The sequence below is a fragment of the Roseovarius sp. B-10 genome, from assembly GCF_056859295.1.
Genome location: NZ_JBSXOE010000033.1, coordinates 93,946 through 118,189 on the forward strand (window position 1 = coordinate 93,946; position 24,244 = coordinate 118,189).

A 24,244-nucleotide genomic window follows, 5' to 3' on the forward strand; every position below is an offset into this window, starting at 1 on the left:
GATCAATGCCTCGCGGCCTTGCCGGTGCTTTCTGCGATCGCAGGACCCCCGGCAAAAAGGACGCGGAGATGAGCTGGAAAGTGAAAATCGACGACACGAGAACGGAGTTGCGCGCGATGAACGCGCTCATCCCCGACACGGCGCGCGCCTTCGGCGGCCTCGGCAAGGCGGTCAAGGAGGGTGGCACACTCGATTTCAAGACCAAGGAGTTCCTTGCCCTCGGCATGTCCATCGTCATCCGCTGTGAGCCCTGCATCGGCCTGCATGTCGAGGCGCTCGTGCGCGCCGGGGCCACCCGCGAGGAGGTGGGCGACGTGCTGGCCATGTCGATCCAGATGGGCGGCGGCCCGGCGATGATGTATGCCGCGCATGCGCTGGCCTGTTTTGACGAGCTGTCCGAAAGTTCCTGAATCGCGGGCGTGCGAAACATGCTGACCGGCAAGGTCGGGGCGGTTAGGATCGGCGCAAGTCCTCCGCCCGGAGATGCCCACCGATGCTGCGTATCCTGTCTCTTTGTGTTTGGCTCGCCCCCCTGCCCGCCCTGGCCGGCGGACCCTTCGGCGATTACGATCCTGTGGATTTCGGGCCCCGAGGACCCGCTCGCTACGCGGTGCATGGTATCGACGTGGCGCGTTTCCAGGAAGAGATCGACTGGCGGCGCGTTGCGGCCTCGGGCGTGGCCTTCGCCTGGATCAAGGCGACCGAGGGCGGCGACGTCAAGGACCCCAGCTTTGACCGAAACTGGCAGTTGGCCGCGCGCCACGGCATCCCGCGAGGGGCCTATCATTTCTACTATTTCTGCACCCCGCCAGAGGTGCAGGCGCGCTGGTTCATCCGCAACGTGCCGCGCCGGGGCCGCACCCTGCCGCCCGTGCTCGACATGGAATGGAACCCGTTCTCGCCCACCTGCACCACCCGCCCACCGGGGGCTGAGGTGCGCAGGCAGGCGCGAATTTTCCTCGATATCATAGAGCGTTACTACGGCCAGCGCCCGATCATCTACACCACGCCGGAATTCTACGCCGTCACCGGGATCGGACAGGTGCGCGCCGAGTTCTGGCTGCGTTCGGTGGCGAAAACGCCCGACCAGGTGTACCCGGGGCAACCTTGGGTATTCTGGCAATACACCGGCACCGGAGTGGTTCCGGGGGTCGCGGGCGGCGTCGACATCAACGCGTTTCGCGGCACACGGGGCGCGTGGCGCCGATGGTTGCGCCGGCACGAAAAATGAGGGGGCGCCCGAAGGCGCCCCCGTCATTGCTCACCCATCCTTGCGGATGGTTTCGTTCTTCGGGTCGTAGGGGCTGTCGCAGGTAACGGTCGCGTCCCAGAGCTTGTCGAACATGCGAACCTGTAGCTTCGTGCCCTCAACCGCAAGGTTCGGACGGACATAGCCCATGCCGATGGACTGACCGAAGGCCACCGAATAGCCGCCCGAGGTGAGACGGCCCACCCGCTCGCCCTCGGGTGTGTAGAGCGCCTCGCGGCCCCACGGATCGGCGTCCCCGGGCCCGTCGATCAGCAGCGTGCAGCATTTCACGCGAACGCCGGTCTCCACGAGCTTCTCCTTGCCACGAAACTCCTTGTCGAGATCGACGAAGCGGGGGAGGTCGGCCTCGAGAGGCGTCGCGTCGCGGCCCAGTTCGTTGCCGAAGGCGCGGTAGGATTTCTCCTGCCGCAGCCAGTTCTGCGCGCGCGCGCCTACCAGCTTCATCCCGTGCTTCTCGCCAGCGCTCTCAAGCAGGTCGAAGAGGTAATTCTGCATCTCGATCGGGTGATGCAGCTCCCAGCCCAGCTCGCCGGTATAGGCCACGCGGATGGCGTTGACCGGGCACATGCCCAGCTCGATCCGTCGCGCCGACAGCCACGGGAACCGCTTGTTGGTAAGCGCGGTGGCCGGATCGGCGTCCTTGATGACCTCGTTCAGCACGTCGCGCGATTTCGGCCCGGCGATGGCAAAGACGCCCCATTGGGTGGTCACGTCCTGGATTTCGACATAGCCGAACTCGGCCATCTTGTCCTCGGCGGCCTTGCGCATGTAGTCGGCGTCATATTCCGTCCAGCCACCGGAGGAGACGAGGTAATACTCGTGCTCCTTCATGCGCACGATGGTGTATTCGGTGCGCGTGGTGCCGTGATCGGTCAGCGCATAGGTCAGGTTGATCCGGCCTACCTTGGGCAGCTTGTTGCAGGTGAACCAGTCGAGGAACGCGGTGGCGCCGGGGCCCTTGACCACATGCTTGGTAAAGGCCGAAGCGTCGATCAGGCCCACGCCCTCGCGGATCGCCTTGGCCTCTTCCACCGCGTATTGCCACCAGCCGCCACGGCGGAAGCTGCGGGCGTCGTGGTCGAAATTCTCGGGGGCATCCAACGGCCCGAAATAGTTGGGACGCTCCCAGCCGTTCACCCAGCCGAATTGCGCACCGCGCGCCTTTTGCCGGTCATAGGCAGGTACGGTGCGCAGCGGGCGGGCGGCGGGGCGTTCTTCATCAGGGTGGTGGAGGATGTAGACGTGGTCATACGCCTCCTCGTTCTTGCGCGCGGCGAATTCAGTGGTCATCCAGTTCGAGGAATACCGCTTGGGATCGAGGCTCGCCATGTCGATCTCGGCTTCGCCCTCGACCATCATCTGCGCGAGATAATATCCGGTGCCGCCCGCGGCGGTGATGCCGAAGGAAAAGCCCTCGGCCAGCCACATGTTGCGCAGCCCCGGTGCGGGGCCGACCAGCGGGTTGCCATCGGGCGTGTAGCAGATCGGGCCGTTGAAATCGTCCTTCAATCCGCTTTCCTCGCAGGACGGGATGCGGTGGATCATCGCCATGTACTGCTCTTCGATCCGCTCCAGGTCGAGCGGGAAGAGATCGGCGCGGAAGCTGTCGGGCACGCCATATTCAAAGCAGGCGGGGGCGTTTTTCTCATAGACGCCGAGAATCCAGCCGCCGCGCTCTTCGCGCACGTAGGATTGCGCGTCGGCATCGCGGACCACGGGGTGCTCCTGCCCGCCATTCGCGCGATATTCGACCAGCGCCGGATCCTTGTCCATCACGATGAACTGATGCTCGACCGGGATCGCGGGGATCTTGATGCCGAGTTTCTTCGCGGTGGTCTGCGCATGGTTACCGGACGCGGTGACGACATGCTCGGCGGTGATGGTGATCTGCTCGTCCGAGGGCACGAGGTTACCGCCCTTTTCCACCATCTTGGTGCAGGTGACTTCCCACGCCGCGCCGTTCCAGTGGAATGCATCGGCCTGCCATTTGCGTTCGATCATCACGCCGCGCTGGCGCGCGCCCTTGGCCATCGCCTGCGTCACATCTGCGGGGTTAATATAGCCGTCGGTATTGTGATAGATCGCGCCCTTGAGATCCTCGGTATTGATGAGCGGCCAGCGCGCCTTGATCTCGTCCGGCGTCAGCCACTCGTAGGGCACACCACAGGTCTCGGCGGTCGCGGCATAGAGCATGTATTCGTCCATGCGCTCGTCGGTCTGCGCCATGCGCAGGTTGCCGACCACCGCAAAGCCGGCGTTGAGCCCGGTCTCGGCCTCGAGCGTCTTGTAGAATTCCACCGAATACTTGTGGATATGCGTGGTGGCGTAGGACATGTTGAAAAGCGGCAACAGGCCCGCAGCGTGCCAAGTCGAGCCGGAGGTCAGCTCGTCGCGCTCCAGCAGCATGATGTCCTGCCATCCTGCCTTGGCCAGATGATAGGCGATTGAGGTACCGATCGCTCCGCCGCCGACGACGAGGGCTTTGACTTCGGTTTTCATGGCGTGCGACTCCGTTGGGATAACGTCTTTGGGCAGATGTTTATCAATCCTGTGAAATCACGCGCAGCCCATCCGACACAACGCCGCACGAAAGCGACGCTGCCCGCCGATCACGGTGCGATAACAGAGAGGTGGATTTCCCCCGCGCAGCTTGATAGCTAGCGCGCCAACACGGACATCACGGAACCGACAGCCATGAGCGCCACCGCCCGCAAGACCGCCCCCCTGCCCGAGGACATCCGGGCGATGAAGGGCCGCGCGCCCATCGTCTCGCTGACCGCCTACACCACGCCGATGGCGCGGATGATGGATGCGGCCTGCGATTTCGTCCTCGTGGGCGACAGCCTCGGGATGGTGGTTCACGGCATGACCTCGACCCTCGGTGTCACGATGGAAATGATGATCCTGCACGGGCAGGCGGTGGCGCGGGGGCTGTCGCGCGCGATGCTGGTGATCGACATGCCCTTTGGCAGCTACGAGGAAAGCCCCGCACAGGCGTTCCGCAACGCCGCGCGCATCATGCGCGAGACGGGCGCGGCGGCGGTCAAGCTCGAAGGTGGGCAGCACATGGCCGAGACCATCGCCTTTCTGGTGGCGCGGGGTGTGCCGGTGATGGCGCATATTGGCCTCACACCGCAGTCGGTGAACACGCTGGGCGGCTACAAGGTGCAGGGCCGTGGCGAGGCGGCCGAGCGTCTGATGGCCGACGCGCGCGCCGTTGCCGAGGCCGGGGCGTTCTCGGTGGTGCTGGAAAAGCTGCCCTCGGTGCTGGCCGATCGGATCACTGCCGGGATCGACATTCCCACGATCGGTATCGGCGCGGGGGCTGGCTGTGACGGGCAGATCCTCGTGGTCGATGACATGCTGGGCCTGTTTACCGAGTTCAAGCCGAAATTCGTCAAGCGCTATGCAGAGTTGGGGGACGCGGGCACCGCCGCCATCGCCGCCTATGCCGAGGACGTGCGCGCGCGCACCTTTCCCGCGCCGGAGCACGGATTCGCCGAGGAGTCGCCGAGTTGAGCGCGCCGATCCTGCGACGCCTCGACGACCTGCGCATCGCCACCCGCCCCTGGACGCTTGCCGGCGAGCGCATCGGCGTGGTGCCGACGATGGGCGCGCTGCATGACGGGCACCTGTCGCTGGTGGCGGCGGCCAAAGAGTGTTGCGACCGGGTGATCGTGACGATCTTCGTCAACCCGAAGCAATTCAACAACGCTGCCGATCTGGATAAATACCCCCGCACCGAGGAAGAGGACGCGCGAAAGCTGGCCCGATTCGGGGTGGATGCGCTGTGGGTGCCGGAGGCTGACCAGATGTATCCGGCGAATTTCGCCACGACCATTTCGGTCAGCGGGTTGACCGACGTGATGGAGGGATCATTCCGCCCCGGCCATTTCGACGGGGTGGCGACGGTGGTGACCAAGCTGTTTACCCAGACCAGCGCCACCGACGCGTTTTTCGGCGAGAAGGATTTCCAGCAGCTCCTGGTGGTGCGCCGCATGGCCACCGATCTCGACCTGCCCGTGACGGTGCATGGCTGCCCGACGATCCGCGATATCGACGGGCTGGCGCTCAGCTCGCGCAACCTGCTGTTGTCGGACCGCGCGCGCACCTCCGCGCCGCGCCTGCACGAGGAGATGGAGGCGCTGGTCGAGGGGCTGCGGTCGGGACAGGCATTCCCGGCTCTTCGCGAGAGGGCGGTGGCGCGACTGGAGAAGGCCGGGTTCACCCGCGTGGATTACCTTGACCTGCGCGCGCAGAACGACCTTGCAGCCCTCGACGCGCCCGACCGTCCCGCACGGCTCTTTGCCGCCGCGTGGCTCGCCGGGGTGCGGCTGATCGACAATATCGCCGTCGCCTGAACCGGTGAGTGACAAAACGTAATGCGCCTCCGAGGGGAAAAGGTAAGGATTTCCTGACGGGACAAGCGCGCGAGTCTTCCCCATGTGACGGGTGCCGGGATCGCGCAGATTCGCGCTGGTCAAGAGTGTCCTGATTGACGGTGCCCGGTATGCCACCGCTCACGTCTGTTGTGTCCCAGGGCCCCGGTGGAAACACCGGGGCCGCTTTTCTCTCAGCCGAACCGCTCCGACCACGTCGGCAGCAGGTCGCCGGGCGCCGGGCGGGCGGCGTGGATCGCACGGGCGATGGCGCGGGCCATGGTGCAGGCGGCGGCGTGGCCCAGCAGCACCTGCGCAGCAAGGTCGGGCGCGGGGCGCGCCCCTGTGGCGGCGGCGAAGACCAGGTCACCATCCATCAGCGTGTGCGACGGCAGCAGAGCGCGGGCAAGTCCGTCATGCGCGGCAGTGGCGAGCCGGGTGCATTGCGCCTGTGTGAGCGTGGCGTCGGTGGCGACGATGCCGATGGTGGTGTTGGCGTGCTGCGCGAGCTTGGTCGGCGCAACCAGCGGGTTGGGGAAGGACGCGGCCGGGCCGAACCCACCGAATTCCCCGTCGATCTCGAAGGGCGCGGCCCAGAAATGCGGCCCATCCCCCACCGTGGCCGAACCAAGAGCGTTCACGGCCACCAGCGCCCCCACCGTGCTGCCATCCGGCAGGATCGTGGAAGCGGAGCCGAGCCCGCCCTTGAACGTGGCCGTGGTGGCACCGGTCCCGGCGCCCTCGCTGCCGAGGGCGAAATCCTCCGATACGTCGGCGAGCGCGGCGCGGCCAAGCGCCTTGTAAGGATTATCCGACCAGCCCTTGTCCCCGCCGTTCGCGAGATCGAACAGGATCGCGGCGGGCACGATGGGCACGCGCACATCCCCCACGGCAAAGCCGCGCCCCATGTCGCGCAGCCCCTCCGCCACGCCCGAGGCCGCATCGAGGCCAAAGGCCGAGCCGCCCGACAGCACCAACGCGTCCACCTTCTGCACCGCGCGGTCGGGGGCGAGCAGATCGGTCTCGCGCGTGCCCGGCGCGCCGCCCATGACATGCACCCCGGCGGTAACGGGGGCGGCGGCGGTGAGCACAGTCACGCCGGAGCGCAGCGCGTCATCCCCGGCATTGCCCACTCTCAGCCCGGCCACATCGGTGATAAGGTTGCGCGCACCTGTCCGCGTAATCATGCCGCAAATCTCCGTTCCGGCCACAAACCACCTTGCCAGAGCACATGCGATCGGCAAGAAAAGGCATCAGGCCCGGGCGATGGCGTCGCCCCGATCAGGGCCTTTCCCAACAGTCCTGAACGCCGGGACCTTCTTTTGCAAGGAGGGTCACAATGACTGCACGTCCAGACTTCTACCGCTTCCACAACGGCGAAAAGGCCCCGCTGCCCTTTGCCGTGCCCGAATACGAGGCGCGGGTCGCGGGCCTGCGCGCGATCATGGAGGAGGCGGGGGCAAGCGCCGTCGTCCTCACATCGATGCACAATATCGCGTATTATTCGGGCTTTCTCTATTGTTCATTCGGGCGGCCCTATGCCCTTGTCATCACCGAAACCGACTGCATCACCATCAGCGCGGGCATCGACGCGGGCCAGCCGTGGCGGCGGTCATTTTGCGACAACATCACCTATACCGACTGGCAGCGCGACAATTTCTGGCGCGCGGTGCGGTCCGTGGCAGGGACAGGCGGGGTCGTCGGCTACGAGGGCGATCACCTGACGCTGATGCAGCGCGACAGGCTGGAGGATTTCCTCGAGCCCTTGACGATGCTGGACCTCGCCCCGGCCACGATGCGGCAGCGGATGCGCAAATCCGAAGCCGAGATTGCCCTGATCCGGTCCTGCGCACAGGTGGCCGATGTGGGCGGCTACGCCATCCGCGACGCCGTGACCGTCGGCGCGCGCGAGATCGACGTGGCAATGGCGGGCCGCGATGCGATGGAATTGGAGATCGCCAAGCGCTTTCCCGAGGCCGAGTACCGCGACACATGGGTGTGGTTCCAGTCCGGGATCAACACCGATGGCGCGCACAACCCGGTGACGGCGCGCATGATCGAGCGCGGCGATATCCTGTCGCTCAACACCTTCCCGATGGTGTCGGGTTACTACGTGGCGCTGGAACGCACCATGTTCGCGGGCGAGGTGGACGCGGCCAGCCGCAATATCTGGGAGGCCAATGTTGCCGCCCATGAATTCGGCATGTCACTGCTGAAGCCCGGGGTGAGCTGCGCCGAGGTCACGCACCAGATCAACGCGTTCTTCGAAGAGCGCGATCTGCTGCAATACCGCACCTTCGGCTATGGCCACAGCTTTGGCATTCTAAGCCACTACTATGGCCGCGAGGCGGGGCTGGAACTGCGCGAGGATATCGACACGGTTCTGGAGCCGGGCATGGTGATCTCGATGGAGCCGATGCTCACGCTTGCCGAGGGACAGCCCGGCGCCGGTGGCTACCGCGAGCACGATATTCTCGTGATCACCGAGGACGGCAACGAGAACATCACCGGCTATCCTTACGGCCCGGACTTCAACGTGGTGGGTTGAGCCCGGTGCCGGGGCGGCATCGCGCCGCCCCGGCACACCGTTCAGGCGAGGTGATCCACCACCTGCAAATGCTGCGCCAGCCGGTCAACCTCGGACAGGTAGCGCGCCACCAGCTTCGGGTCGTGCGGCGCGGGGCTGACGCCCGCAGGTATTTCGCGTGCCAGCACCGATTCGACCGCCAGCGAGACGGGCACCGACACCAGCCGCGCCATCGCCATGCCGCGCAGGTCGCCCCATGCGTCCATCACGTAGGTCTTGTGCCAAACGGGCGCGCCGTCCCGCTCGGCCCGCAGCCCGACGCAGAGCACGACGCGATCCGGCTCGCCCTCGTCATAGGCGTTCTCTCGCCAGAACTGATCGGACATTTCCCTGAGCCGCGCCTCGCCGGCATCGCCCTCGAGCGTCTCGATCTCGGCAAACACGTCCTTCCACGCCTCTGACCAGCCGTTGAGCCGCAGCGTGCCGCGCACGAAATCCCTGACCCGCCAGTCGGGGTCGAAGCGGTAATCCGCGATAAAGGGGATGGAATCGCGGTTGGGGTAGACCTCGAAGGTCTCGGGCGTCGGCAATGGGGCCTGGTAGGACGAGATCGCATCCCACGGCCGCGCGACGTTCAACTCCGCGAACTCGCGGATCGAGCGCGAGGGCGAGCGAAGCGCCTTGAGCACGCCCAAGGGCGACCAGCTGAACTTGTAGCGGAAGGCATTGGGGTGTTTGGGCACGCCGCCGCAATAGGAGGTGAAGCTGAGGTCGTTGGCCGCGTCGCACACCCCCGAGGCGCGATAATCGGCCACGAGGTGATGCGCCATCAGGTGGTCGATCCCCGGATCGAGGCCGATCTCGTTGACGAGGCTCAGCCCGCGTGCGCGTGCGGTCTCATCCAGCGCCCGCATCTCTGGCGCAATGTAGGAGGACGAGACGAAATGTGCGCCCTTGGACAGGCACAGCTCCGCCAGCGGCACATGCCAGTCCCCGGGCAGCATCGAGACGACCACATCGCCGGGGGCGAGGGCGGCGGCGAGCGCGTCCTTGTCGAAGGCGTTGATCCGGTCGGTCAGGTCGCCCACCGCCGCCTGCGCCTTGTCGGTGGAGCGGTTCCACACGGTCACGTCATGGCCCGCCTCGATCAGCCGCCGCAGGCCGGGGATGGCCGAAAGGCCGGTGCCGCACCAGTGAATCGTCATGTTTCAGACCTCCTTGATATGGGTGTCGAATGTCGCCCGCGCCCGGCCCCAGACGCCCGCGTCGATGGCGTCGAGCGTCCCGAGATAGGGGAGAAGCTGCGCGGCGAAATCCTCCGAGGATTCGCGCGGCAGGAGCGAGGGCAGGTTGTCGATGGCCATCACGTCAAGTGGCGGTGCGTCATGGACGCGTACCGCCGGCTCGGCCCAGGTGGTGGCGCGGTCATAGACCGGCACCGGGTTGTAATCGCTGTCGGGATCGCAGGCCACGTCACCGATCACCGTCAGGCGGCGGGGTTCAGCCACCGCCGATTTCGGCACGAAGACCGGCGTGCCGGGGCGCGCGAGGATGCAGTTGATGAACAGGTCATGCGCGAGGAGTTCCGGGAACGGCCCGCCATGCGCGGTCTCTGCCATGTCCCAGCGGGTCACCGTCACGTCCAGCGCCTCGCACAGGTCGCTCGCCCCGGTGCCGACGCGGCCCAGCGCGCCGATGACGATGGCCGTGGGCCGGGGCGCGCCGGTGGCGTCGAGCTGCGCGGCGAGCGCCGCCAACAACGCATCGCGGCCCGCAAAGGTATCGACGGGCGGACAGGTCTTGCCCTGCCGCTGCGCCGCCCATGCCATGAGCGACACCGCCGCGCCCGCATAGCCCGCCCAGTAGCCGAAGGCAGCGACGCGGCGTCCGTCCTCGTCCACGAGGTATTCCAGGTCATAGAGCACGCCGCCCCCGGCCCTGAACCGCTGCAACAGCCGTTTGCCGGAATGCTGCCCCTTGAAGGCATGGCCGAACATGACGTGACGATGGCGTAGCGGCGTGCCATCCTCGGGCAGTTCCTTGAGCCCGAAGATGATGGCATCGGCGGGGGCGTCGGGCCACGCGCCCTCGGGCGCGATCTCGCAGCCCGCGTCGCGGTAGCCGTCAATCGGGATCGCACGATTGCGGCTTTCCTCGACCGTCACGCGCATACCCTTGGCGACCAGTTGCGCCGCTCCGTCGGGCGTGATCCCCACCCGTTCCTCATTCGGCCGCTGCTCGGCCCGGACCCAGAGATGTGTCATGGTTGTCCTCTCAGATCATGTCATCGGCGATGACCTGCGCCACCGAGGCACGGGTGCGCATCGCCTCGACAAAGGCGGTGATCTTTGGATAGGCCGCCATGTCCACCCCGTCACCGGGCAGCCAGCTACAGGCGACGTAGAGATACGGATCGGCCAGCGAGACCGCCTCGCCCAGCACGTAGGGCCCCTTGAGCATGTGGTTTTCGACATGGGCCGCGCTCGCGGTCATGGTCTCGACGGCCTTGGCCTTCATGTCGGCGAGCGAGCTTTCCTCGTCGGCCCAGCGATGGCCGCGCACGCGGTGCGCATGGTTCACATGCATGGTCGAGGCGAGATAGCACATCGCCTCGCGCATCTTCGCGGCCTCAAACGGATCGGTCGGGCGCAGCCCGGCGGCAGGCGCGAGGTCGGCGATGTGCTCAAGAATGGCGGCGGTCTCGGTCAGGATGCCGCTCTCGGTCACGAGTGCCGGCACGCGCCCCTTTGGGTTGACCGCGTGATACCGCGGTTGCGTCTGCTCGCCCGCCTTGAAATCGAGCCGCACCGGCTCGAACTCGAGCCCCGCCTCGTGGAGTGCGATGGCCACGGCGATGGCGATTGTGCCCCTTGCATAATAGAGTTTCATGTTCCTCTCCCGTCTCAGATGCCCGTTTCAGATAAAGGTGCGGGCATGGGCCCGGTCCGGTGCGTCGAGATGCGGCGTGGCGTTGAACGCCCCCACCATCAGCATGTCATGGACATGGTGCACACGGTGCAGCGAACTGTTCATCACTTGCAGCATGACCTTGGACATGCCGCCGATGTCGAGCCCGAGCGCGTGGCGCATGGCCATGCCGATCACGCCCCCGGAGGTGACAACGAGCACGCGCCCGCCGCTGCCCGACAGCTCGTCGAGCAGGTCCGTCACGCGGGCCGAGAAGCTCTCGTAACTCTCGGGCAACCCGTCGAGATTGCCTTGCGCCCAATGTTCGATGACCCGCGGCAGGTAGCGCGCGAATTGCGTGGCATCCTGCGGGGCGGGGATGCCGTGCTGCGCCTCCACGGCCTGCGCCAGCGCGAAATAGCTCAGCTCGTCGAGGCGCGCGTCCACGTCGCCGCCGCCATAGCCCATGGCGTCGGCCGTGCCCCGCTGCCGGGCGAGCGTGCCGGTGATGACCCGGTCGAAATGCGGATCGGTGGCGCGCATGTGCATGCCGAGCCAATCCGCCTGCTGCACGCCCAAGGGCGAGAGCCGGTCATATCCCGCCTCGTCGGTGGCCCTGTTGTTGGCCTGCCCGTGCCGCACCAGAACGATCTCGGTCACATTTCGCCCCCCGTCTTTCGCCGCGACGTTAGCGCCCCGCGCGACCGGGCGAAAGGTGGCATGGGCGGATTTCTCGGAGCACCGGCCCGGGCGCGTGGGCGCGCGCGCAATTCCTGTTGCGCCCTGCCCCCGGCTCGGTTAAAGCGGCACCCGGTCCCGCCGCGCCAGACCCGGCCCGCGGGCGAGAAGGTGGCCGCTGTAGCTCAGCTGGTAGAGCACGTCATTCGTAATGATGGGGTCGGGGGTTCGAGTCCCTTCAGCGGCACCACTTCCTCAACTGAAAGAGTCGTTTCGCTCCAGCTTCTTGAAGTTGATCGGAGCCGGTAGACCATGTCGCGCCCATTCATCGTCGCGAAGACCGGGATATTCTACTTTCTTGGTGAGAAGCACCTCGACGCATAGGCTGTATTGCTGCTTCATGTATGGTTGTGACCGCGCGCGGGTTGCGGCGCTGCGGGCGGGGCAGGCCGCGCGGACGGGCGAGGGCTGATTTCTTGAGCTGCGTCCAGTGGCGGGCGAGATCGACAAGTTGCTGGCCGCGCGCGAGGCCGAGACTGCCCGCGGCCGCACCCGCGCCGCGGACCTGGCCCATGAAGGAACAAGCTTGGACAGCGTATGCAGCCCACCCCCGTTTCGGGCCGTCCTGACCCTTGGGCCGATCATGATATCCAAGGCCGACGAATAGCCCCGTCAACACCGGGGAGATGCGGCCGATTTCGCTGCACTGTGCTTGATGCGCTTGCTCATGCTTTGGTCGGGTCCGATCCGTTGCATGATGCGGTGATCCTATCCCGCCGCGTCCTTCTCGGGCCCGTCCATGGAGGCCAGCTCGCCCAGCGTAATCGGTTTGAGCGGCGGGCGTATGCGGTAATAGCCGGTTTCGTCGGGCGATTGCCCGTTCGCCTCGGCCAACAGGGCGGTAACGGTCAATCCGCAATAACGGCCCTGGCACGGCCCCATACCCGCACGGCCAAAGGCCTTGGTCTGGTTGGGGCCAAGGCAGCCGATCCTGGCGTAAGTTCTTATGTCGCCAGCGGTGACTTCCTCGCAGCGGCAGATCACGGTGGTGTCGGCCGGCGCGATGGCGCCGGCATAAGGGGGATAGGCCAGATCGAGAAAGGGCCGCGCCGCCCGCTCGACCGACAGGGCAGCGTGTAATGGGGTGGCCCTTTCATCACGGTCGGACGCGGACAAGCGCCCGGCTTCCTCGGCCAGCTTCAACGCGGCCAGCCGCCCGGCGATTCCGGCCACCCTGGCCCCGCCGATCCCGGCCCCATCCCCGGCGATGCAAACCCCGGGCACATCGCTCTGGCCCCACTCATCGAGGACCGGCACGAAGCAAGCCTGCGCCGCGTTCCATTTATGACTGACACCAAGGGAGCGCGCGGCTTGCGTGTTCGGCACTACTCCGTGATGCAGGTAGACCGTCTCGCAGGCGATGCGGTGGTGCTTGCCCCGGCTCTCGAAGGACACCGCCTCGGCTCGGCCCTCGCCCTCGACCTCAATCTCCGTGGCCCCGGTATGGCGCGGCACGCGGGCGCGCGTGATCTCGGCCAGCAGGCCCAGCCCCTTGAGCAGGTAGCGCCAGCCGCGCAGCGCGCCCCCCAAATGCTGTGCGGAACGGATGAGGTCCGCGCGCCTCTGCGTCTCGACCAGTGCCAAGGGCGGCGTGCCTGCCCGCACCATCTGCACCGCAATGAGATAAAGCAGCGGGCCCGAGCCCACCAGCACCGCGCGCCGCGCCAAGACGCCCGACTGCTTGAGCAGGATTTGCCCCGCCCCCGCCGTCATCACGCCTGGCAAGGTCCAGCCCGGCAGCGGCATGGGCCGTTCCAGCGCACCGGTGGCGAGCAACACGCGCGCCGCCTCGACCTGCGCCGCTGCCCCGTCGCAGGTGTAGGAAAAACGAAAGCCCGGCTCGATGGCCCAGACCACCGCGCCGCCGACATGCGTGATCCCCGCCTGCCGCAGCCCCGCCACCAGCGGCGCGCCTTGGGTGTAATCCTTGCCCAGAATATCCCCGCGCAGGCCCGCCGCGCGCTCTACGTCGCGATAGATCTGCCCGCCCGCGCGGGGCTGCTCATCCAGCACGCAAACCGACATCCCCACCTCCGCCGCCGTAGCGGCAGCGGCCATACCGGCGGGCCCCGCGCCGATGATGGCCAGGTCAAAGCGTGTCATCGCAAGGCCCCTCATGCGGGCGGGCGATCTCCAGCCCCTCGGTAACCTCGATCATGCAAGCCTGCCGCACGACACCCTCCACCTCGAGCAGACAGTCGAAACAGGCCCCCATCATGCAAAAGGGTGCGCGCGGCGCGCCCGAGACTGGCGTGTGCCGCAGCACCGTCACCCCGGCGGCCAGCAGGGCGGCGGCCAGATTCGCGCCCTCGGGCAGCATCAGCGTTTCCCCGGCAAAGCGCACCGGCACGCGGTGCGCATCGGGGGACAATTCAAGAAAAGCGGGCTTCACCGAACACCTCCAGGTCGGGTGCTGCCTCGGTCCCCTCCAGCCAGTCGGGCAGGAACCGGGCATGTGCTGCGGCGAGCGTGATGCCGCTATGACAGGTCACGAGATAGGCGCCGGGCATCTCGGCACTCTCCTGATAGATCGGCAAGCCATCGGGCGAGAGCACCCGCAGCGCGCCCCATGACCGCACAAGCTGCGCTCGCGCCAGCACCGGGTAGGCCGCAATCGCCTCGGCGGCGAGGCTTGAGAGGCCCGGTTGAGTCACGCCGTCGTCGAGCCCCACCTCCTCGTTCGTGGCCCCGATCTGCACGCCGCCCTCGTCCACCTGCCGCGCGATGAGCGACGGGCGGTTGATGATCTTGGGCAGTTTCTCGGTGATCAGCACCTGCCCGCGCTGTGGCCGCACCGGGGCCTTGAAGCCCAGCTTCGGCCCAAGCTGTGCCGCGCCCAGCCCTGCCGACAGCACCAGCTTGCCCGCCTCGACGATAGCGCCGTCAGCGCAGACCACGCGGAACCCGTCGGGCTTGGTCACATCCGTCACCGTCCTGCCGGTCAGCACCCGCCCGCCCATGCGCCGCACATCGGCGGCGAGCGCGCGCAGCAGGCGCAGCGGATTGGCGTGGCCATCCTGATGATGCAGGATCGCGCCCATGACCTTGGGTCCGATATGCGGCTCTTCCTTGCGCAGGGCGTTGCGGCCCAGCACCTCGAACGGGTAATTGCCGTCCAGTTTTTCCTTCAGCACCTCGTAGTTCTCTACCGTTGCCTGAAGGCTCTCCTCGGAGAAATGGAAATCGTAGCCGCCCTTCTGCTCCAGCCCGAGGTCCTGCCCCGTGGCCTCGCCCAACTCGGCGGCGAACTCGGCCCACGCGGCGGCTGAGGTTTGCGACCAGCGCGCATAGCGCGGCTGGTTCATGCCCTTGGATTGCACCCAGACAAGGCCGAAATTGCCCCGGCTGGCCCGGAACGACCCGTCATCACCATCCAGCACCGTCACCCGAAGCCCGCGCTTGAGCAGGCCCCAGGCGGTGGAGAGGCCGACGACCCCGCCGCCGATGATGACATAATCGCTGCTCATGGGTTCCGATCCCGGCTTGGGCGACGACAGGGCGGCACGCGCCGCCCTGTCCTATTGAGGCTCAGTTGCTCGCCGCCACCTTGTCGAGGATCGCCTGGCCCCAATCGGCGCCTACATCCTCCAGCACGGCGGGCCAGACATCGGCGCGCGCCTTGGCGGCCATTGCGGCCAGTTGTTCGTCGCTCAGCGCAACCACGGTCGCACCCAGATCATCCACCAGCCGCTGCTCGTTGCGCGCCTGATCGGCCTCGGCCACCTCCCAGCGGGTTGCCTCGAACGCCGCCGCCTGGTCCTTGAGCGCCGCCTGATCCTCGTCGGACAGCCCGGCAAGGCTCTCGTTCGAGATGATCATGTACCAGACCTCGAAATGGGTATTGGCGGGGATGTAGGTCTTTGTCACGTCTCGGAACGACGCGTAGTAGCCCTCGGCCCCGGATCCGATCACACCGTCAACGACGCCGGTCTGCACGGCGGTAAACGCCTCGGAGAACGGGATCGGCGACGGGATGTAGCCGAGCGCCTCGCCGGTCAGCTGAAAGCTCTTGATGCCCGGCACGCGCACCTTGATGCCGTTGGGTTCGACCGATCCGGCCTGCGGGTTGTCGACATTGAGCGAGATGCCCCCGAAATACACCGGGTAGGCCGCCAGCATGGTGATGTCCTGCTCGGCATAAAGCCCGGCCATCACCTCGCGCACCACGCCGCCGGGGCCATAGACCGCGCGGGCCTGCTCCCAGTTACCAGCCAGATAGGGGAAAGAGCTGATCTGCATGCGGCGATCGGCGGCGGTGGCGGCGGGCTGCGTGGCCATGTCGATGGCGCCCACGCTGATGCGCTCCTGCACGGTGGTGTAATCGCCCAGTGCGGAGGCGGCGAAGATATTGACGCTAACATCGCCGCCGGTGGCCTCCTTGACGGCCTCGGAAAACGCCCGAAGCTCGACGTCGATGGTCGCGCCCTGCGGGCGGACATGGCTCATCTTGAGATCCTGTGCCTCGGCCATGGGCGTAAGCGCCATGAGCGCGGCGGCAGCGGTGGCCAGCATGGTATGTTTCATTGGGGTAATCCTCCGTGTTGAGTTTGGGTTGAGGGGTGTAGTCAGGGGGCCACGTCGTAGCCGAAGAAACGCGGTAGAAAGAGCGACAGGTCCGGCCAGAGCGAGGTGAGGAACACCACCGGCACGTAACCGAAGAGAATGAGCTTCATCGCGGGCGGGATCACCTTGGTGACCTTCACCTTGCCGATCCGCGCGCCAAGGTAGAGGATCGAGGCATAGGGCGGCGTCACGCCCCCCATGGCGGTGTTGACCCCCATGATCGCGGCGAATTGCACCGGGCTCACCCCGATGGCGTTCATCAAGGGCAGCAGAAGCGGCGCAATCAGGATGATCGCGGTCACGTCATTGACCACCATGCCCACCAGGAATAGCAGGATGTTGATCATGATCAGCAGCAGCACCTTGTTCTCGGTGATCGAGAAGATGCCCTGCACCAGTTGCTGCGGGATGCTTTCATAGACGAACATCTGGCTGAGGATCATGGAAAACAGGATCATCATCATGATCGCGCCCACCGCCGTTGCGGCCTCGCGCCCCGCCGACAGGAAATTCGACCATTTCAGCCCCTTGTAGATCAGGAAGCCGACCGGCACCGCGTAGATCACGGCGACGGCGGCGGCCTCGGTGGGCGTCATGATCCCGCCATAGATGCCGCCGAGGATGATCACCGGCATCAGAAGCGCCGGAAAGGCGTGAAACCCGCGCCGCGCTACCTCGCCCGACAGTTCCGAAAACGACGGCTTGTCATCGAGGACGAGGTTGAACTTGCGGCTCATCACGAGGTTGATCACGGAAAACGCCACCATGATCAGCAGGCCCGGGCCGAGCGTGGCCAGGAAACAGGCGAGGATCGAAGTGTCGGTGACCCAGCCATAGACGATCATCGTGACCGAGGGCGGGATGAGCAGCCCGAGGATCGAGGAATTGGCGATCAGGGCAGTGGCGTATTCGCGGGGATAGCCGCGCTTTTCCATCTCGGGGATGAGCAGCGGGCCGATGGCCGCGATACCCGTCAGGCCCGAGCCTGAAATCGCCCCGATCACCGCACAGGAGACCGCCGCCACAACACCAAGCCCACCGCGTACATGGCCGATAAACGCGTTGACAAAGCGCAGCAGCGAGGCGGCTATCCCGCTCTCGGACATGATCGTGCCGGCAACCACAAAGAGCGGAATGGCCAGCAGCACCGGGTTGCCCATTTGCTGGAACCCCCAGAGCATCATGCCCTTCATCGTCACGTCGCCGAGGAAATACATCACCATCAACGCGGCCCCGAAACAGTAGGGCAGCGGCACCCCCAGCGTCAGCGTGATCACCAGCAGGGCAATGGCCAGAAGGGCGATCTCGATCATGACGCGCTTCCTTGTGCGAGACGGCGGACATGCGCCGCGAGATGCGAGGCGGTGTAGGCCATCATCAGTCCCAGCCCCACGAGGAGCGCGATGTCAGAATAGAAGGTTGGGATGTAGAGCGTCGGGCTCTCGCGCCAGACGCGCCAGGCGTATTGCGTGTAATCCCAGGCCCAGGACAGCAGCCACAGGCCGACGATCAGGCTGATGATCTCGCCCAGGATGGCGAGAATATTGTGCCCCCGCTCGGTCTTGATGAATATCTCCAGCACATTGGCGCGGATATGGGTGTTCTCGCGCGAGGCGTTCACGGAACCGAGGATATAAAGCCAGAGCGTGGGATAGAGCATCGTCTCCTCCAACCCCATCACCGGCACCTGCAAGACATAGCGCGTGATGACCTGAACGAACTGGCCGAGCGCCACCACGCAGATCAGTGTCGTCAGCAGGTATTTCGAGAATGTATCCATGACCTCCTCCTTGCCGGTGCCTGTCCCACACCGACGTTCTGGGAATTACACTGGACACAACTTATAAATTCAATTTGATTATATCTTTGAGTCCATCAATTTGGATTATGAGCAAAATGCATCTCTCCCTGCGCCAGCTCACCACCTTTCGCGAGGTCATGCGGTCGGGCTCGATCAGCCAGGCGGCGCGCAGCGTAGGGCGCACGCAACCGGCGGTCTCCACCATGATCCGCACGCTCGAGGATCAATTGGGCTTTGCTCTCTTCGTGCGCATGCAGGGCAAGCTCACCCCCACCCCCGAGGCGCATTACTTTCTGGAGGAATGCGAGGAAATCCTCGGTCGGGTCGAACGCACCGAACGCACGCTCAGCCGGATCAGCACGCTGCAAGCGGGCAAGCTCAAGATCGCCTGCCACCCGGCCGCCTCCAGCGTATTCCTGCCGCGCCTGCTGACGCGGTTTCTGCTGGACAAGGACGATCTCGAGCTGTCCCTCATCATGCGTTCCTCGGACGTGATCGAAGACCTGATTGCCTCACAGCAATACGACGTTGGTTTCGCCGAAACGCCCGCGCCCCGCGCCTCCATCGCGCAGGTGGAGTACGATCTCGAATGCGTCTGTGTGCTGCGCGCCGACGATCCCTTGGCGCGCGCCCCCGTCATAACCCCCGACAATCTCGACGGAAGTCCGATGGCGGTGCTCTTCGACGAACACAACACCGCCGTGCAGACCGAAGCCGCGTTTCGCGCCTCGGGCTGCCGCTTCAACAAGCGTCTTGAACTGCGCACTTTCCTGCCGGGTCTGCAGTTCGTCGCCGCCGGGGTCTGCGTGATGGTCTGCGACATGATCACGGCCTACAGTTACCTTCTCCAAACCCAGGAACCGGCGCGTCTGGCGATCCGCCGGTTCCGGCCCCGCATTTCCAACAGCGTCTCGATCCTGACCCCTGGTTACGCGACGCCATCCATGGCCAGCCGCGCATTTATCGCGGACCTGCAGGCGGCGGTTGAAAAGATGCAAAGCGATATTGAAGACTCATTGCAACAGCGATGAATGTCGGGCGCCAATTGTGCCCCGCGCGGTGTGGCTCATCTTTCATCTCACGGTTCGACGGTGAAGGCCCGGCCGCGAGCCAGGCGCCGAGCTTGTTGGGTGAGGATAAAGCAAAGGTCTTGTCGACGGATATCGGCCTCAGTGACGAGCAGATCGACACGCTGATCGCGAAAGGTATCGTCAAGGCTGCGGGCTGAAATGCGAGGCGGTGCAGGGAGTTGATGAATGGAACACCAACCCGGCCCGCTGCCAGTTCGTGCCGACCTCTGACAGTTTGACCATTCGATTTCGTCATCTGGTGGGCAGGATAAGCGGCACCGACGTCGCTCGGAAAACTGGCAAGTTTTCAAGATGGCAACATTCACTGTCCCCACAAGCGAGGGACAAATGGATTCCTCACCTTTTCCCGCAGAGTTTGAGCATCGGATCGATTCTTGTTGAAATCTGACATTAATGTCAGATAATGTTGGAATCTCATCACTTGTTCTGTCCATAGGGAGGAAATCAGAATGGCAAAGCGTAGAAAGACCCGAATGAAACATCTGGCGGAGAAGGTCCAGAAGGGAGAGCGCATCGTCGGTATGGAATGCCACGACACGCCAAGTGCGATCATGGCCGAGGAACTCGGGATGGATCTTCTATGCTGTGGCAGCCCCGGTCCGATGGGGCTCATGGGGCACAAGTCGATGGCCACTGTGGATTTCGAGGAGCAGCTTTATATGCTGGAAGGTGTGCTCCGCGGCGCTTCCTCCCCGTTCATCATCTGTAATATGCCCAACACCACCGCTTGCATTTCCATCGAGGAATCCGTGCGAAATGCGGCGAAAGTGGTCAAGCTGGGTGCCGATGGCGTCCATATCGAGCCCTCGCTTGGAACGGTTCCTCACATCCGCGCCATCGTCGATGCCGGGATCCCCGTTGTGGGCCATTTCGGCGTACAAGGAGAGCGGGCCGTGATGAATTCCGGCCATAGCCCGGCGGGGCGCACGGCCGAGGAAGCGGCCGCAATCATCGACCTGGTCCGTGCATCCATAGATGCGGGCATTTTTGCGGCCTTGTTCGAGCATACCGCGGTCGAGTTGACAAAATGGTGCTACGAGAACCTGCCCGTCGCTGTCGCCAGTCTGGGGTCGGGCCCCTATGCGCATGGTATTTTCCATGTTTCGAGCGACATCATCGGGTGTTCCGTGTTTCCGATCCCGCCAAAGCGTGAAGTCTTTGGTGACGTCTGGGGCGAGATGCAGAAGGCCTATTCGGCCTATTTTGCCGCGGCAAAGGGCGGTCAGTTCCCCAAGCCGGATCTTTCGCACACCATGCTTGAAGGGGAACACGAGAAGTTCATGTCGCTTGTCGGCTGAAATACATGTGCGATCGTAGCACCCCGTCTCTGGAGCCGGCGCAATTCATGCGCTGGCTCGCAGGGTTGCCGCGACAGCGCCGGGTCATCGTTGAATGCGGTGCCGGCGAGGCCGAGATCAGTGGCTTCATGTCGAAGCATTTCAACCTCGCCATTGCCACGGACCCGAAACCACCAAAATCCGCCTACCCAGCGCCCGCCGCATCACCCGTGGGATACGTCAAGTGCAGCGCGGAAAATCTACCATTGCCATCAGATAGCGTCGACATGGTGGTGTCCATGCAAGCGCTGCATCACTTCGATTTGGCACCACATCTTGCCGAGGCCCATCGCGTACTTGACGGGGGCGGGATCTTTGCCGCGCTCGCATGGGGAGAGATCGAATTACCGGAGGATGTCCGAGGTGCCTGCACGGATTTTTTCTCGCTAATCGACCACTTCTGGGAACCAGAGCGCGGCTGGGTGGTGTCAGGCTACGCCGGGCTCGCGTTTCGCGGAGAGAAGGTCGAACTGCCTTGTGCCGCCCTGTGCAGGACCGTTTCCGTGGAGGACTTGATCGGGGTCTTTCGCGGGTGGAGCGCTTGCAAGGCGGGGCAGCGGGAGTGTCCGGGGCCGCTTGAAACTGCGCTTGCAAGTCTGCGTATGCTAAGATGTTCTGGCATCCGGATATCCTGGCCCATTGTGGGCCAAGTATTTCGAAAGACCCGAAACCCGTCGAAGATATCAAACTCGAATAGACAGACGTGACGACATCAGAACACAACACCACGGTCTTCGAGATTTTCGTGCAGGGCAAGTTCTGCGATCTGGAGCTTGCCGCGATCATCCATACCCTCCAGACCGCGAACATGGTGCATGGCGCACGGCGCTTTGCTTGGCGGATCATTTCGGATCGGCCCGGGATCGTGCAGGGGGCCGGCGCCTGCCTCGTGCGGGCGGAGCCGGTCATTCCCGATCACTGTCTGGCCGATTTCCTCATTGTCATTTCGTCGAGAACCGCCGATCCCGCCATCTGGATGGCACGCATCCGCAGCATGCGGCGGCAGGGGCGCACGGTGATCCTGCTGGCCGATGCCGCCACCACCTTCATCGCCCGCACCCAGATCGAGACCGGCGCCGTCACGACCCATTGGGCCGATGCGGTTGTCCTGCGCGAAACCCAGGATCAACCGCGCCTGACCGAGAACCTGTCGGAATTCTCCAACGGCATCATTACTGCGGCGGGCCGCGCGGCAACGGCGGAATTGGTCATCGGCCTGCTGGCCCGTGACCTGCCCGTGTCAGAGATTACCGAGATCGGCCGCCACCTGCTTTTGCCCGAGATCCGCACCAGTTCCAGTACCCAGCCCTTCGCCCCAGAGGCCTTTCACAAGTTCTATGACAAGGCCGTGTCAGATGCCCTCGCCATCATGGGAGAGAACCTTTCGGACCCGCTCTCCATCGCCGAGATCGCCGGTCAGGTAGACATCTCGCAGCGCTGCCTAGAGCGGCGTTTCCGCGCGGTGTTCGAAACCTCTCCGGGCCATTACTACAAGCAATTACGTGTCCGGCGGGCGCATCACCTGATCCAGAGTACGAAACTGCCGCTGATCGACATCGCCGCCGCCACCGGCTTTGGCGCGACCGGCACGCTCGCAACCGCCTTCAGGAAATTCTACGGCATCACGCCCACGGATTTTCGTGGCAAACACAGAGAGCGTGTACTGGACTATTCAGCCGAGGTTTGAGGGCTCAGGCGGGTTCACCGCGCCAGATCATATCCGCCAAGGGCGAGGTTTCCGATACCGTGTTCATCGGACAGGTGGGACATCCCGATCGGGATGGCTTGTTCTTGCAGCCACGGCATTCATTGACCGCGCTCAAAACACTGTTCACTTCGCCCTGAAGTTCGATCGCAAGGCGGGCCATGAGCATCAGGGTATCGGACAGTTCACCGAGCCTGGCCGCCACCTCTTGCGAAGAGCCTGCGCCGGTGGAGTGATGGGCCCGGACCCCCGCGATCGATGCGATGACTTCGAGCGGGATATCAAGATCCCGCATGTTCTGGATCAGCTTTGCCAGAACGACGTCACGCTCGCCATAAGTCCGCGTCCCTCCGTCGCTGCGCTCCGGATTCAGGATGCCGAGATCCTCGTAATGGCGCAATGATCGCTCACTCAAGCGACTGCGCCGCGCGAGCTCCCCGATCTTCATCTGTCTGGTGGCGCTGGTCTTGGCCAAGGGAATTCTTCCTGTAATCTCTCGTTGCGGATAGCGCCCCATACATAGCAACAAAAAACGGAACGCAATAGGTCAGGCCGGCCTTTGCAAGATCACTTTCGGCGGAGCCGAAAATTGCGTCGCTCTGGTTGATCAGGTTGAGGATCGTCCCGACGACGATGGCAACCCGGGCGGACCGCGTGACGATGGCTTTCGATACCCCGAGTCCCGAGAAAATTTCCATGTGCTCCTCATACCCCGTGGTCATTGCGTGGCCAGTACGGCGAATGCCCCGGTAAGTCGGGGCATTCGCGCTTTTCCGGTCGCAGATCGTGATCAGAATCGATACCCGATCCCGATACCCGCGACGACAGGATCAATGGAGGCCTTGCCGAAAACGGCGCCTCCGGCGGTTGTGACCCGTGCGTTGATATCAACGAAGAATTTCTTGATATCGGCGTTGAGATACCAGTTGTCCTTCAGCTTGATATCAACACCGGCTTGCAGCACGAAGCCTGGATTGTAGGTCTCCAGATTGAACGATGTTGCCGGACCCATGCGGCTCTCGGACGTAACAACCACAAGCGCCGGACCCGCCCCGACATAGGGCTTTATGCCGCTCCGGGCGTGGAAATGATACTGGGCCATTACAGAAAGCGGCACGAGCCATGCGTCACCGATGTTCGGACCGCCGCCAGCCAAGGAAATCTTGTGATTCGTGATACAGCAAATGGTTTCAAGCGCGATGTTGTCCGTCAGGAAATACGACAGGTCGATTTCCGGAATGATCTGATCGGACACATGGGTTCTCACGGGGACGTTGTATTGCGCGCTATCTTCGGGGAGAACACCGGCAAGCCTGCCCCGGACCAGAAATCTGTTCGCCCATCCGTCGCCTGACACCCTGGCGTCCTGCGCCAGTGCGCCCCCCGCGAGCAAGGCGATTGCCGACAGGATGAACGGAAAGAAAAACAGTATTTGTCGGAGTCGATTCACCCGTCTTGGAATCGCTCCCGGTTCGCTCACGTAATTCATCGCTATCTCCTCCCAATTGGAAATTGTATTTTGAAAGAGAGATTCTATATGCGATCTCCTCTGGAAATTGCAGTTTTCCCTTCCATAAATCTAACGTTAATGTGAGATTTATGGAGAATCAAGTATCCTCTTCGCGCGCTTGTTGAGGCGCACATCCGCATGATGGACGCGGCCCTCTTGCGGCAACATTTCCACCGCGCAGCGCGGCTTGACTGGCCCTATAATCTCTTTGGCCTTCGCCCATGCTCACCGGTGTGAACGACGCGCTGCCTGTCCGAGAAAGCGAGGATCATAGGCGCAGTATTCCGAACGCAAGACCTGACAAAGGTTTACGACACCGGCGAATTGCAGGTCCGGGCGCTGGATGGCGTCAACCTAGAGCTTTACTCCGGCGAGCTGGCGGTGCTGCTCGGGCCGTCCGGCAGCGGCAAGTCCAC

25 protein-coding genes and 1 tRNA gene are annotated in these 24,244 nt (G+C 64.3%); 11 read left to right on the forward strand and 15 right to left on the reverse strand.

Annotated elements, in window-relative coordinates:
• Window positions 1-68: 68 nt before the first annotated feature.
• Together AC13D8_RS10985 and AC13D8_RS10990 are read left to right on the forward strand one after the other, a co-directional pair.
• Window positions 69-410 (forward strand): carboxymuconolactone decarboxylase family protein, encoded by a 342-nt coding sequence (locus AC13D8_RS10985; RefSeq protein WP_482968871.1) that lies wholly within the window; start codon window positions 69-71, stop codon window positions 408-410.
• 83 nt (window positions 411-493) lie between these two features.
• Window positions 494-1,231, forward strand: a complete 738-nt coding sequence (locus AC13D8_RS10990) for a GH25 family lysozyme (RefSeq protein ID WP_482968872.1) — start codon at window positions 494-496, stop codon at window positions 1,229-1,231.
• A 30-nt stretch (window positions 1,232-1,261) separates the two neighbouring features.
• Here the strand turns inward: AC13D8_RS10990 and AC13D8_RS10995 are convergent, their stop codons facing one another.
• Window positions 1,262-3,769: a GcvT family protein gene (locus AC13D8_RS10995; RefSeq protein WP_482968873.1), complete on the reverse strand. Its 2,508-nt coding sequence runs from the start codon at window positions 3,767-3,769 to the stop codon at window positions 1,262-1,264.
• Window positions 3,770-3,964: 195 nt separating this feature from the next.
• Between AC13D8_RS10995 and panB the strand changes: the two genes are divergently transcribed.
• Complete coding sequence (gene panB / locus AC13D8_RS11000; RefSeq protein WP_482968874.1) at window positions 3,965-4,789, forward strand: 3-methyl-2-oxobutanoate hydroxymethyltransferase; 825 nt, start codon at window positions 3,965-3,967, stop codon at window positions 4,787-4,789.
• Window positions 4,786-5,631, forward strand: a complete 846-nt coding sequence (gene panC, locus AC13D8_RS11005; RefSeq protein ID WP_482968875.1) for a pantoate--beta-alanine ligase — start codon at window positions 4,786-4,788, stop codon at window positions 5,629-5,631. The genes panB and panC overlap by 4 nt, the downstream gene beginning before the upstream one ends.
• A 212-nt stretch (window positions 5,632-5,843) precedes the next feature.
• Here the strand turns inward: panC and AC13D8_RS11010 are convergent, their stop codons facing one another.
• On the reverse strand, window positions 5,844-6,836 hold the full coding sequence (locus tag AC13D8_RS11010; protein ID WP_482968876.1) for a P1 family peptidase: 993 nt from the start codon (window positions 6,834-6,836) through the stop codon (window positions 5,844-5,846).
• A gap of 152 nt (window positions 6,837-6,988) precedes the next feature.
• Here AC13D8_RS11010 and AC13D8_RS11015 point away from each other — a divergent pair, with 152 nt between their 5' ends.
• The gene (locus tag AC13D8_RS11015) at window positions 6,989-8,197 is read left to right on the forward strand and encodes an aminopeptidase P family protein (protein WP_482968877.1); all 1,209 of its coding nucleotides are present in this window, start codon (window positions 6,989-6,991) and stop codon (window positions 8,195-8,197) included.
• A 41-nt stretch (window positions 8,198-8,238) separates the two neighbouring features.
• Here the strand turns inward: AC13D8_RS11015 and AC13D8_RS11020 are convergent, their stop codons facing one another.
• The 4 genes from AC13D8_RS11020 to AC13D8_RS11035 are packed head-to-tail and all read right to left on the reverse strand — an operon-like array spanning window position 8,239 to window position 11,743.
• Window positions 8,239-9,381, reverse strand: a complete 1,143-nt coding sequence (locus tag AC13D8_RS11020; RefSeq protein WP_482968878.1) for a saccharopine dehydrogenase family protein — start codon at window positions 9,379-9,381, stop codon at window positions 8,239-8,241.
• 3 nt (window positions 9,382-9,384) lie between these two features.
• Complete coding sequence (locus AC13D8_RS11025; RefSeq protein WP_482968879.1) at window positions 9,385-10,440, reverse strand: saccharopine dehydrogenase; 1,056 nt, start codon at window positions 10,438-10,440, stop codon at window positions 9,385-9,387.
• A 10-nt stretch (window positions 10,441-10,450) separates the two neighbouring features.
• A complete protein-coding gene (locus AC13D8_RS11030) occupies window positions 10,451-11,065 on the reverse strand; it encodes a glutathione S-transferase family protein (RefSeq protein WP_482968880.1) in 615 nt (204 codons plus the stop codon).
• Window positions 11,066-11,092: 27 nt separating this feature from the next.
• Entirely contained in the window at window positions 11,093-11,743 is a 651-nt protein-coding gene (locus AC13D8_RS11035) for a histidine phosphatase family protein (RefSeq protein WP_482968881.1), read from the reverse strand.
• 192 nt (window positions 11,744-11,935) lie between these two features.
• Between AC13D8_RS11035 and AC13D8_RS11040 the strand changes: the two genes are divergently transcribed.
• Window positions 11,936-12,011, forward strand: a tRNA-Thr gene (locus AC13D8_RS11040).
• 518 nt (window positions 12,012-12,529) lie between these two features.
• On the opposite strand, the gene AC13D8_RS11045 is transcribed toward AC13D8_RS11040, so the two are convergent.
• The 6 genes from AC13D8_RS11045 to AC13D8_RS11070 form a co-directional block, all read right to left on the reverse strand.
• A complete protein-coding gene (locus AC13D8_RS11045) occupies window positions 12,530-13,924 on the reverse strand; it encodes an FAD/NAD(P)-dependent oxidoreductase (protein WP_482968882.1) in 1,395 nt (464 codons plus the stop codon).
• Window positions 13,911-14,213 (reverse strand): 2Fe-2S iron-sulfur cluster-binding protein, encoded by a 303-nt coding sequence (locus AC13D8_RS11050; RefSeq protein ID WP_276308239.1) that lies wholly within the window; start codon window positions 14,211-14,213, stop codon window positions 13,911-13,913. Before AC13D8_RS11050 ends, AC13D8_RS11045 begins: the two co-directional genes overlap by 14 nt.
• Window positions 14,194-15,288 carry an NAD(P)/FAD-dependent oxidoreductase gene (locus tag AC13D8_RS11055; RefSeq protein WP_482968883.1) on the reverse strand — a complete coding sequence of 365 codons (1,095 nt, stop codon included), beginning with the start codon at window positions 15,286-15,288 and terminating at the stop codon, window positions 14,194-14,196. Before AC13D8_RS11055 ends, AC13D8_RS11050 begins: the two co-directional genes overlap by 20 nt.
• Before the next feature lie 61 nt (window positions 15,289-15,349).
• The gene (gene dctP / locus AC13D8_RS11060; protein WP_482968884.1) at window positions 15,350-16,345 is read right to left on the reverse strand and encodes a TRAP transporter substrate-binding protein DctP; all 996 of its coding nucleotides are present in this window, start codon (window positions 16,343-16,345) and stop codon (window positions 15,350-15,352) included.
• Between the two features lie 41 nt (window positions 16,346-16,386).
• Window positions 16,387-17,697, reverse strand: a complete 1,311-nt coding sequence (locus AC13D8_RS11065; RefSeq protein ID WP_482968885.1) for a TRAP transporter large permease — start codon at window positions 17,695-17,697, stop codon at window positions 16,387-16,389.
• A complete protein-coding gene (locus tag AC13D8_RS11070) occupies window positions 17,694-18,164 on the reverse strand; it encodes a TRAP transporter small permease (protein WP_482968886.1) in 471 nt (156 codons plus the stop codon). The genes AC13D8_RS11065 and AC13D8_RS11070 overlap by 4 nt, the downstream gene beginning before the upstream one ends.
• 107 nt (window positions 18,165-18,271) lie before the next feature.
• Here AC13D8_RS11070 and AC13D8_RS11075 point away from each other — a divergent pair, with 107 nt between their 5' ends.
• The 5 genes from AC13D8_RS11075 to AC13D8_RS11095 all read left to right on the forward strand — a co-directional run bounded on the left by AC13D8_RS11075 (window position 18,272) and on the right by AC13D8_RS11095 (window position 22,300).
• Window positions 18,272-19,216, forward strand: coding sequence for a LysR family transcriptional regulator (locus AC13D8_RS11075; RefSeq protein WP_240611708.1), 945 nt, complete (start codon window positions 18,272-18,274; stop codon window positions 19,214-19,216).
• Entirely contained in the window at window positions 19,213-19,413 is a 201-nt protein-coding gene (locus AC13D8_RS11080; RefSeq protein WP_482968887.1) for a hypothetical protein, read from the forward strand. Before AC13D8_RS11075 ends, AC13D8_RS11080 begins: the two co-directional genes overlap by 4 nt.
• A 336-nt stretch (window positions 19,414-19,749) precedes the next feature.
• A complete protein-coding gene (locus AC13D8_RS11085; RefSeq protein WP_482968888.1) occupies window positions 19,750-20,574 on the forward strand; it encodes a 3-methyl-2-oxobutanoate hydroxymethyltransferase in 825 nt (274 codons plus the stop codon).
• A 47-nt stretch (window positions 20,575-20,621) separates the two neighbouring features.
• Window positions 20,622-21,320 (forward strand): class I SAM-dependent methyltransferase, encoded by a 699-nt coding sequence (locus tag AC13D8_RS11090; protein WP_482968889.1) that lies wholly within the window; start codon window positions 20,622-20,624, stop codon window positions 21,318-21,320.
• Window positions 21,317-22,300 (forward strand): GlxA family transcriptional regulator, encoded by a 984-nt coding sequence (locus AC13D8_RS11095; protein WP_482968890.1) that lies wholly within the window; start codon window positions 21,317-21,319, stop codon window positions 22,298-22,300. The genes AC13D8_RS11090 and AC13D8_RS11095 overlap by 4 nt, the downstream gene beginning before the upstream one ends.
• Window positions 22,301-22,304: 4 nt before the next feature.
• Here the strand turns inward: AC13D8_RS11095 and AC13D8_RS11100 are convergent, their stop codons facing one another.
• The 3 genes from AC13D8_RS11100 to AC13D8_RS11110 form a co-directional block, all read right to left on the reverse strand.
• On the reverse strand, window positions 22,305-22,793 hold the full coding sequence (locus AC13D8_RS11100) for a MerR family transcriptional regulator (protein ID WP_165375345.1): 489 nt from the start codon (window positions 22,791-22,793) through the stop codon (window positions 22,305-22,307).
• On the reverse strand, window positions 22,726-23,016 hold the full coding sequence (gene nrtS, locus AC13D8_RS11105; RefSeq protein WP_482968891.1) for a nitrate/nitrite transporter NrtS: 291 nt from the start codon (window positions 23,014-23,016) through the stop codon (window positions 22,726-22,728). Before nrtS ends, AC13D8_RS11100 begins: the two co-directional genes overlap by 68 nt.
• Window positions 23,017-23,108: 92 nt before the next feature.
• A complete protein-coding gene (locus tag AC13D8_RS11110) occupies window positions 23,109-23,807 on the reverse strand; it encodes an OmpW/AlkL family protein (RefSeq protein ID WP_482968892.1) in 699 nt (232 codons plus the stop codon).
• Between the last annotated feature and the right edge of the window lie 437 nt (window positions 23,808-24,244).

What these genes read in the sequence shown, in the direction of transcription:
- AC13D8_RS10990 (WP_482968872.1), top strand. Translation starts at nt 494, where the DNA reads ATGCTGCGTATCCTGTCTCTTTGTGTTTGGCTCGCCCCCCTGCCCGCC.
- AC13D8_RS11090 (WP_482968889.1), top strand. Translation starts at nt 20,622, where the DNA reads ATGCGCTGGCTCGCAGGGTTGCCGCGACAGCGCCGGGTCATCGTTGAA.
- AC13D8_RS11045 (WP_482968882.1), bottom strand. Translation starts at nt 13,924, where the DNA reads ATGACACGCTTTGACCTGGCCATCATCGGCGCGGGGCCCGCCGGTATG.
- nrtS (WP_482968891.1), bottom strand. Translation starts at nt 23,016, where the DNA reads ATGGAAATTTTCTCGGGACTCGGGGTATCGAAAGCCATCGTCACGCGG.
- AC13D8_RS10985 (WP_482968871.1), top strand. Translation starts at nt 69, where the DNA reads ATGAGCTGGAAAGTGAAAATCGACGACACGAGAACGGAGTTGCGCGCG.
- AC13D8_RS11020 (WP_482968878.1), bottom strand. Translation starts at nt 9,381, where the DNA reads ATGACGATTCACTGGTGCGGCACCGGCCTTTCGGCCATCCCCGGCCTG.
- AC13D8_RS11110 (WP_482968892.1), bottom strand. Translation starts at nt 23,807, where the DNA reads ATGAATTACGTGAGCGAACCGGGAGCGATTCCAAGACGGGTGAATCGA.
- AC13D8_RS11085 (WP_482968888.1), top strand. Translation starts at nt 19,750, where the DNA reads ATGAAACATCTGGCGGAGAAGGTCCAGAAGGGAGAGCGCATCGTCGGT.
- AC13D8_RS10995 (WP_482968873.1), bottom strand. Translation starts at nt 3,769, where the DNA reads ATGAAAACCGAAGTCAAAGCCCTCGTCGTCGGCGGCGGAGCGATCGGT.
- AC13D8_RS11010 (WP_482968876.1), bottom strand. Translation starts at nt 6,836, where the DNA reads ATGATTACGCGGACAGGTGCGCGCAACCTTATCACCGATGTGGCCGGG.
- AC13D8_RS11070 (WP_482968886.1), bottom strand. Translation starts at nt 18,164, where the DNA reads ATGGATACATTCTCGAAATACCTGCTGACGACACTGATCTGCGTGGTG.
- AC13D8_RS11065 (WP_482968885.1), bottom strand. Translation starts at nt 17,697, where the DNA reads ATGATCGAGATCGCCCTTCTGGCCATTGCCCTGCTGGTGATCACGCTG.
- panB (WP_482968874.1), top strand. Translation starts at nt 3,965, where the DNA reads ATGAGCGCCACCGCCCGCAAGACCGCCCCCCTGCCCGAGGACATCCGG.
- AC13D8_RS11015 (WP_482968877.1), top strand. Translation starts at nt 6,989, where the DNA reads ATGACTGCACGTCCAGACTTCTACCGCTTCCACAACGGCGAAAAGGCC.
- AC13D8_RS11055 (WP_482968883.1), bottom strand. Translation starts at nt 15,288, where the DNA reads ATGAGCAGCGATTATGTCATCATCGGCGGCGGGGTCGTCGGCCTCTCC.
- dctP (WP_482968884.1), bottom strand. Translation starts at nt 16,345, where the DNA reads ATGAAACATACCATGCTGGCCACCGCTGCCGCCGCGCTCATGGCGCTT.
- AC13D8_RS11030 (WP_482968880.1), bottom strand. Translation starts at nt 11,065, where the DNA reads ATGAAACTCTATTATGCAAGGGGCACAATCGCCATCGCCGTGGCCATC.
- AC13D8_RS11025 (WP_482968879.1), bottom strand. Translation starts at nt 10,440, where the DNA reads ATGACACATCTCTGGGTCCGGGCCGAGCAGCGGCCGAATGAGGAACGG.
- AC13D8_RS11080 (WP_482968887.1), top strand. Translation starts at nt 19,213, where the DNA reads ATGAATGTCGGGCGCCAATTGTGCCCCGCGCGGTGTGGCTCATCTTTC.
- AC13D8_RS11075 (WP_240611708.1), top strand. Translation starts at nt 18,272, where the DNA reads ATGAGCAAAATGCATCTCTCCCTGCGCCAGCTCACCACCTTTCGCGAG.